Origin of the sequence: Sphingobium sp. BHU LFT2 (genome assembly GCF_018604485.1) — a bacterium.
GTDB classification, from domain to species: domain Bacteria; phylum Pseudomonadota; class Alphaproteobacteria; order Sphingomonadales; family Sphingomonadaceae; genus Sphingobium; species Sphingobium yanoikuyae_A.
Map to the genome: position 1 here is coordinate 1 of NZ_JAFCGW010000044.1, position 5,729 is coordinate 5,729.

Sequence of the window (5,729 nt, forward strand, 5' to 3'; positions counted from 1 at the left end):
CACGGCCAGGCCTCGGCCCGGTTAGTGCGGACAGATCCATGAAACCCTCAAGGGATCACACCGCCTCGCTCTGCAATTACAGATCTACGCGCTAGTGTCACTTCGGCGCACGAGGTTGTAAACGGTGCTGGCGAGTTCCGGATCGTCCGGGGAACTGGCGAAAGGATATTCTACAGCAACAATGCTTCCTTTCTCATGTCGAAGCAGGCCAGTGCTGCGGACCACCGTGTCCAACATGGGGCATGCACGGTCCGCTAATGCGAGGGGGCGGATTCCTTCCGCTTCCCGCGATGCACCGTCGCGGCGCGGCAAAAAATGGGCAAGTTCTGAATTTTTTCTAACTGCCGGAAGGATTTTCGGCAGGCATGTCTCTAAATATCAATTCAATGGGAAATCAGCTCTAGTGGACATACTTGCGCGATTATGGCTCCGGATCATCTGACAGCGCTCACGCGGCGCAACGAGATCGCAAAATGGGTGGCGCGTGAAGTCCTCCCGCTGGAGGGCCGCGTTCGCGCCTGGCTTAATCGTGCGCAGGTATCGAAAGCCGATGCAGACGAGCTCATCCAGGAAGCCTATTGCCGGATCGCGATGCTCGACGCGGTCGATCATATCGAGACACCCTACGCCTATTTCCATTCGATCGTACGTAATCTCCTCCTGCGGCGGCTGCGACGCGAGCGCGTCGTTCCATTGGAAGCTTTCGCGGAAATCGAAGCGCTTCATGATGATCGTCCTTCGCCCGAACAGCTTGCCGCCGGCAAGGTCGCCTATGCCCGGATACTGACCCTCATCGCGGCACTACCGGAAAGATGTCGGCAGATTGTGCAGCTTCGCAAGATCGAGGGTTGGTCGCAGAAGCAGATTGCCGTCCATCTGGGCACCACCGAAAAGGCGGTCGAGAAGCAGGTCTGGGTTGGCGTCAGGCTGATCCGTCAGGCTTGGGCGGACGCCGAGCGGGAAATCGCGGACGGCATGGACGATGCGGCTATGGCAAGCGGAGACCGCCGATGAGCGACGAACAGCTCTTGCGGATCGAGGAGCAGGCTGCTGCATTCGTGGCGCGGATGGACGCTGAAGAGTGGAGCCAAGCCGACGAGACCGAGTTCCAGCAATGGCTTCAGCTCGACGTCCGTCATCGCGGGATATTCCTGCAGACCCACGCGGCATGGATTGCGCTGGATAGTCGCGATGAGATGATGCCGATGTCTCCCGAGTCCGATGTCGAGCCCGAGGCAGAGGAGATCGGCAGGACGCCTTTTGGTCGGCGGGCTGTGCTCCTGGGCGGGGGAGGGGCGCTTGCCGCGGCTGCTGCCGGCGTTTTCCTCCTGGGCCGAGGAACCAGCTATTCTACCGAGCTTGGGGAAATACGGCGCGTGCCACTGGCCGATGGCTCCAGTGCCGCCATCAACAGTGCGAGCCAGCTGACGGTGGTCTTGAGTGAAAAGCGCCGCGACGTACGACTAGTCAAAGGCGAAGCATGGTTTCGCGTCGCCAAGGATGCTTCCAGGCCTTTCGTGGTCGAGGCCGGTTCGGTGCTGGTCCGTGCTGTTGGAACGGCCTTTTCGGTCCGCCGCCGGGCGGACGGTGCCGAAGTCATCGTAAGCGAAGGCGTGGTGGAAGGATGGGCCGCTGGCGCCGACGGACATCGGGTTCGGCTCGAGGCTGGCCAGCGCGCATTCATCGGAAATAACAGCGCGATATCCGTGAAGGAAGATACTGTGGCGGGGGCGGATCGCGCACTGGCATGGCGCGAGGGCTTCATCGACCTGGCGGGCGTGTCGGTGCAAAATGCCATCGAGGACTTCAATCGCTATAATGGCCGCAAGCTTGTCCTGGATGATCCCGCCCTTGGCGGGGAGCAGGTCGACGGCATTTTCCGCACCGACGATCCGCTTGGCTTTGCCCGCGCTGTCGGTCGGATTTTCGATGCGAGCGTCATCGATACGGATCCTGCGACGATCCGGATCGGTCCCAAGGAAAAATAATTTAGCGTTCGCGGAAGGATTGTCCTCTCCCCGGTCTCTAGGTCGCGAAGAAGCCAAAATTCAGGGGAGAGGAAAGATATGCATTATTCCGCCACCAAGTTTCTGCTCGCGACCGCGGCCATAGCTGTTGCGACGCCAGCGGCTGCCTACGCCCAGCAGCGTCAGTTCGACATTCCTTCGCAATCGGCCGGCTCGGCCATCAGCGCGCTCGGCCGGCAGGCCGGCGTCCAGATCATCGCGGCACGCTCCTTCACGCGCGGCAAGAAAAGCGTGGCGATCAAGGGCGCCATGACCGTCGAACAGGCGCTCGCCCGCATCCTGTCGGGCACCGGCCTGATTGCGCAGCGCAATGGTCCGCAGACCTTCGTCGTCGTCGAAGATCAGGGGGCAGGGGCGCAGGATGCGGGAAACGCGACCGCCCCGCAGGAGGGGACAGGCACCGCTGACGCCAGTGACATCGTCGTCACCGGCGTGCGGGCGAGCCTGCGTTCGGCGCAGTCGATCAAGCAGAACAGCTCGCAGGTCGTCGATTCCATCGTCGCGGAGGATATCGGCAAGCTGCCTGACCGGAATATCGCCGAGGCGCTGCAGCGCATTCCTGGCATTCAGGTCCAGCGCTCCTATGGCGAGGGAAGCTCGGTCGCGATCCGTGGCCTGACGCAGGTCCGCACCGAGCTCAATGGTCGCGACATCTTCACGGCAAGCGGCGGCAATCAGCTGAGCCTTGAGGATATTCCCTCCGAGCTTCTGGCCGGCATCGACGTCTACAAGAATCCATCGGCTGATCTGGTCGAGGACCAGCTTAGCGGCACCATCAACTTCCGGACCCGTAAGCCCTTGGATTTTGCCGGCTTCAAGGCTGCTGCTTCGCTCACGCAAAGCTATTTCGAGCTGTCGGACAAGACGCGCCCATCCGGTTCGCTTCTGCTCAGCGATCGGTGGGATACGCCGATCGGTGAGATTGGCGTGCTTGCCAGTCTTTCCTATCAGAAGACGACCTTCCGTCAGGACCGTGTGTCGACCGAGCCCTTCTTCACGCTCGATCAATCGCTCGGAGCCGACGGCACCCCCAACAATCCGCAAGACTATGCTTCGGCCACGGCGCTTGGTCGTCTGGGCCAGGTGACAACGCTGCCTCACGGCGCAGGTGTGGGCAAGGTCTATGGCGACCGCAGGCGCCTTGGGACGGATGTATCCGTGCAGTGGCGCCCGAGCGATACGCTGGAACTGACCGGCGAGGTCTTCCGCAACGATTACAAGTTCAAATTCTACGATTATATCTTCTTCGCCTCGGCAGGCAGCAATCCGATCACGCCGCTTGCGGGCACACCCTTCACCTTCGGCGAGAATGGGGACTTTCAAAGCGGCACATTCACTAACGTGCCGATCGGCGATTATACCAGCTATGGCGCGCGCCGCTCGCGCACGACCGACTATTCGCTCAATGCCAAATGGAAGGCGACTGATCAGCTGACAGTGACCGCCGACCTCCAGCATGTGAAGGCCACGACCAAGGGCATGCGCACGATCGTGGGCCTGAGCGGTACCGTCGACACGCTGTACGAGAATATCCTGGGCGGCCGCACGCCGACGATCCATATCACCGCGCCCAATGGCCTTACCGATCCTGCGCTCTACACGTCGGGTTTCTTCCTCGACAATTTCTACGAGACCAAGGCCACGGACACGGCGGCTCGGCTCGACGCTGAATATGCTGTCGACGCGGGCTTCCTCAAATCCATCAAAGCCGGCTTCCGCTTTGCCAATCGCAAGAACCGAACGATCGACACGGGCTATCGCTATACCGGCATGTCGAGCATTCCCGATCTCGCCACGGTCGACCAGAGTGATTTCTTCTACGGGAAGGGGGATCTCTTCGGTGATTTCCTCGCTTTCCCGCTCGCGACGATCGTCAATTATGATGCGACGCTCGATACGCTGGGCATCACCACCCGACCTGAATATCTGCCCAGCGGCGTCAATACGGCGCGGCTGGAGACCTATGCGGGCTATGCGGCCGCCTTCTTCGGGACTGAAGGGGCTATTCCCATCGATGGCAATATCGGCGTGCGGGTCATCCGGACCCAGCAGGATGTCGCCGGCTTCTACCAGCAGACCTCGCTGGTCGACCTGCCGGACGGTACCCAGGTTTCTGGTCCTGTAAGCTTCAATCCGGTCAGTTCCGATCAGGATTATACCTCGGTCCTTCCCAGTCTTAACCTCAGGGCGAGGATCACTGACAAGCTTCAGGTGCGTCTGGCTGCCTCGATGAATATCGCGCGGCCGTCCTTCTCGCAGCTCAACCCGAGCCTCACGATCATCCAGCCGGGACGCGAGCAGGAAGACGAGCTTCATAATGCGAGCGGCGGCAATCCCGAGCTCAAGCCGATGAAGTCGAAGAATGTCGACGCGTCGGTCGAATGGTATTTCTCGCGGACCGGCTCGCTGACTCTGGCCGGCTTCTACAAGCGGATCTCCAACTATATCCAGACCGGCATTGCCGATCGCGACATCACCTTCGACAATGGACGCTCCTTTGTGTTCAGCGTCACCTCCTACGACAATGTCGCCACCGCCAAGGTGAAGGGGTTCGAAGTTGCCTATCAGCAATTCTTCGATTTCCTGCCTGGCCTTCTGAGTGGCCTGGGTATGCAGGCCAACTTTACCTATGTGGATTCCAGCGCGCCTGGGCCCGCCATTTCCGGGCCGCCGATCAACGTACCGCTCGAGCTGCTGTCCAAATATAATTACAATCTGGTCGGCATGTATGAGAAGGGGCCGCTGTCGCTCCGCCTGGCCTACAACTGGCGCAGCAAATATGTCGAGACGACGGCCGGGACGGGCTCTGGCAATCTGCCGATCTTCGACAAGCCGTTCGGCCAGCTTGATGCTTCGATGAGCTATAATGTGACGCCGAACTTCGCGCTGACGATCGACGCAGTGAACCTCACCAACACGTTGCGCGAGAATTATTTCGGTATCGAAAGCCGACCGCGCGAATCCCTCTATGTCGATCGCAGGATCAGCGGCTCGGTGCGGATCAACTTCTGACGGGCGCATTACCTCTCCCGTGATGCCCGTCAAACCGGCGGCCGGCTTGTCGTCGGCCGCCACCTTGCTTTTCGATAATGGGCGCCGGCTGCCGACGAGCATCGCTCGCATGTGCTTTCCGCAAGCGCCTGGACAGGGGACCAATATGATCTGGAACGATAACGCGCGGGGCAAAAAGGCTGCCGCTTGCTGGCTGCTGGGCGGTGCATTGATGGCCATCGCCGCACCGGCGCTGGCCGCGCCGATGGCGCTGCTGGACCGCAATGGCAGCTGGGTCGCGATCGAACCCTATGCCCCCAATATCGTGCGCGTCACCATCGCGATGGACCCCGACCTGGCGCAGGCGGCACCGGGCGAAGGCCCCAATGCCAAGGCCGATGCCAGCGGCTGGACCCATAGCAGCGACGCGAGCGGCGACATCTTCACCTCATCGGCGATTTCGCTGACGATCGATGCCCAGCCCTGGCCCGGCGCGCCGACCCAGATGCAGCGCTATTTCGCCCCGGCCCTGCCGCCGGTCAGCCTGTCGGTGAAGGATGCCAGCGGCACTGTCCTCACCAAGATGACCGGCTGGGAAATGGCGCCCGTGACGGTGAATGGCGAGAAGACCTTCAAGGTCGGCGCCAGCTTCGACGCGCCGCTGGACGAGCATTATTACGGCCTGGGCCAGAACCAGGAAGGCTATATGGA

General features: G+C 61.1%; 4 protein-coding genes and 1 pseudogene. 4 read left to right on the forward strand and 1 reads right to left on the reverse strand.

Translation table 11 applies throughout. The features are described 5' to 3' along the window. Positions 1–378: 378 nt before the first annotated feature. Complete coding sequence (locus tag JQK15_RS27145) at positions 379–612, reverse strand: hypothetical protein (RefSeq protein ID WP_251008076.1); 234 nt, start codon at positions 610–612, stop codon at positions 379–381. Here JQK15_RS27145 and JQK15_RS26150 point away from each other — a divergent pair. From JQK15_RS26150 to JQK15_RS26165, 4 genes and pseudogenes are all read left to right on the forward strand, one after another. Then, the gene (locus tag JQK15_RS26150) at positions 499–1,014 is read left to right on the forward strand and encodes an RNA polymerase sigma factor (RefSeq protein ID WP_251008075.1); all 516 of its coding nucleotides are present in this window, start codon (positions 499–501) and stop codon (positions 1,012–1,014) included. The genes JQK15_RS27145 and JQK15_RS26150 overlap by 114 nt on opposite strands. Continuing rightward, positions 1,011–1,988, forward strand: a complete 978-nt coding sequence (locus JQK15_RS26155; RefSeq protein ID WP_214869522.1) for a FecR family protein — start codon at positions 1,011–1,013, stop codon at positions 1,986–1,988. Before JQK15_RS26150 ends, JQK15_RS26155 begins: the two co-directional genes overlap by 4 nt. 78 nt (positions 1,989–2,066) lie before the next feature. Beyond that, on the forward strand, positions 2,067–5,039 hold the full coding sequence (locus JQK15_RS26160) for a TonB-dependent receptor (protein ID WP_251008074.1): 2,973 nt from the start codon (positions 2,067–2,069) through the stop codon (positions 5,037–5,039). A 145-nt stretch (positions 5,040–5,184) separates the two neighbouring features. Continuing rightward, positions 5,185–5,729, forward strand: a pseudogene (locus JQK15_RS26165) (alpha-glucosidase); the annotation flags it as partial.

Coding starts and splice junctions, on each gene's coding strand:
- JQK15_RS27145 (WP_251008076.1), bottom strand. CDS start 612: ATGATCGACCGCGTCGAGCATCGCGATCCGGCAATAGGCTTCCTGGAT.
- JQK15_RS26155 (WP_214869522.1), top strand. CDS start 1,011: ATGAGCGACGAACAGCTCTTGCGGATCGAGGAGCAGGCTGCTGCATTC.
- JQK15_RS26160 (WP_251008074.1), top strand. CDS start 2,067: ATGCATTATTCCGCCACCAAGTTTCTGCTCGCGACCGCGGCCATAGCT.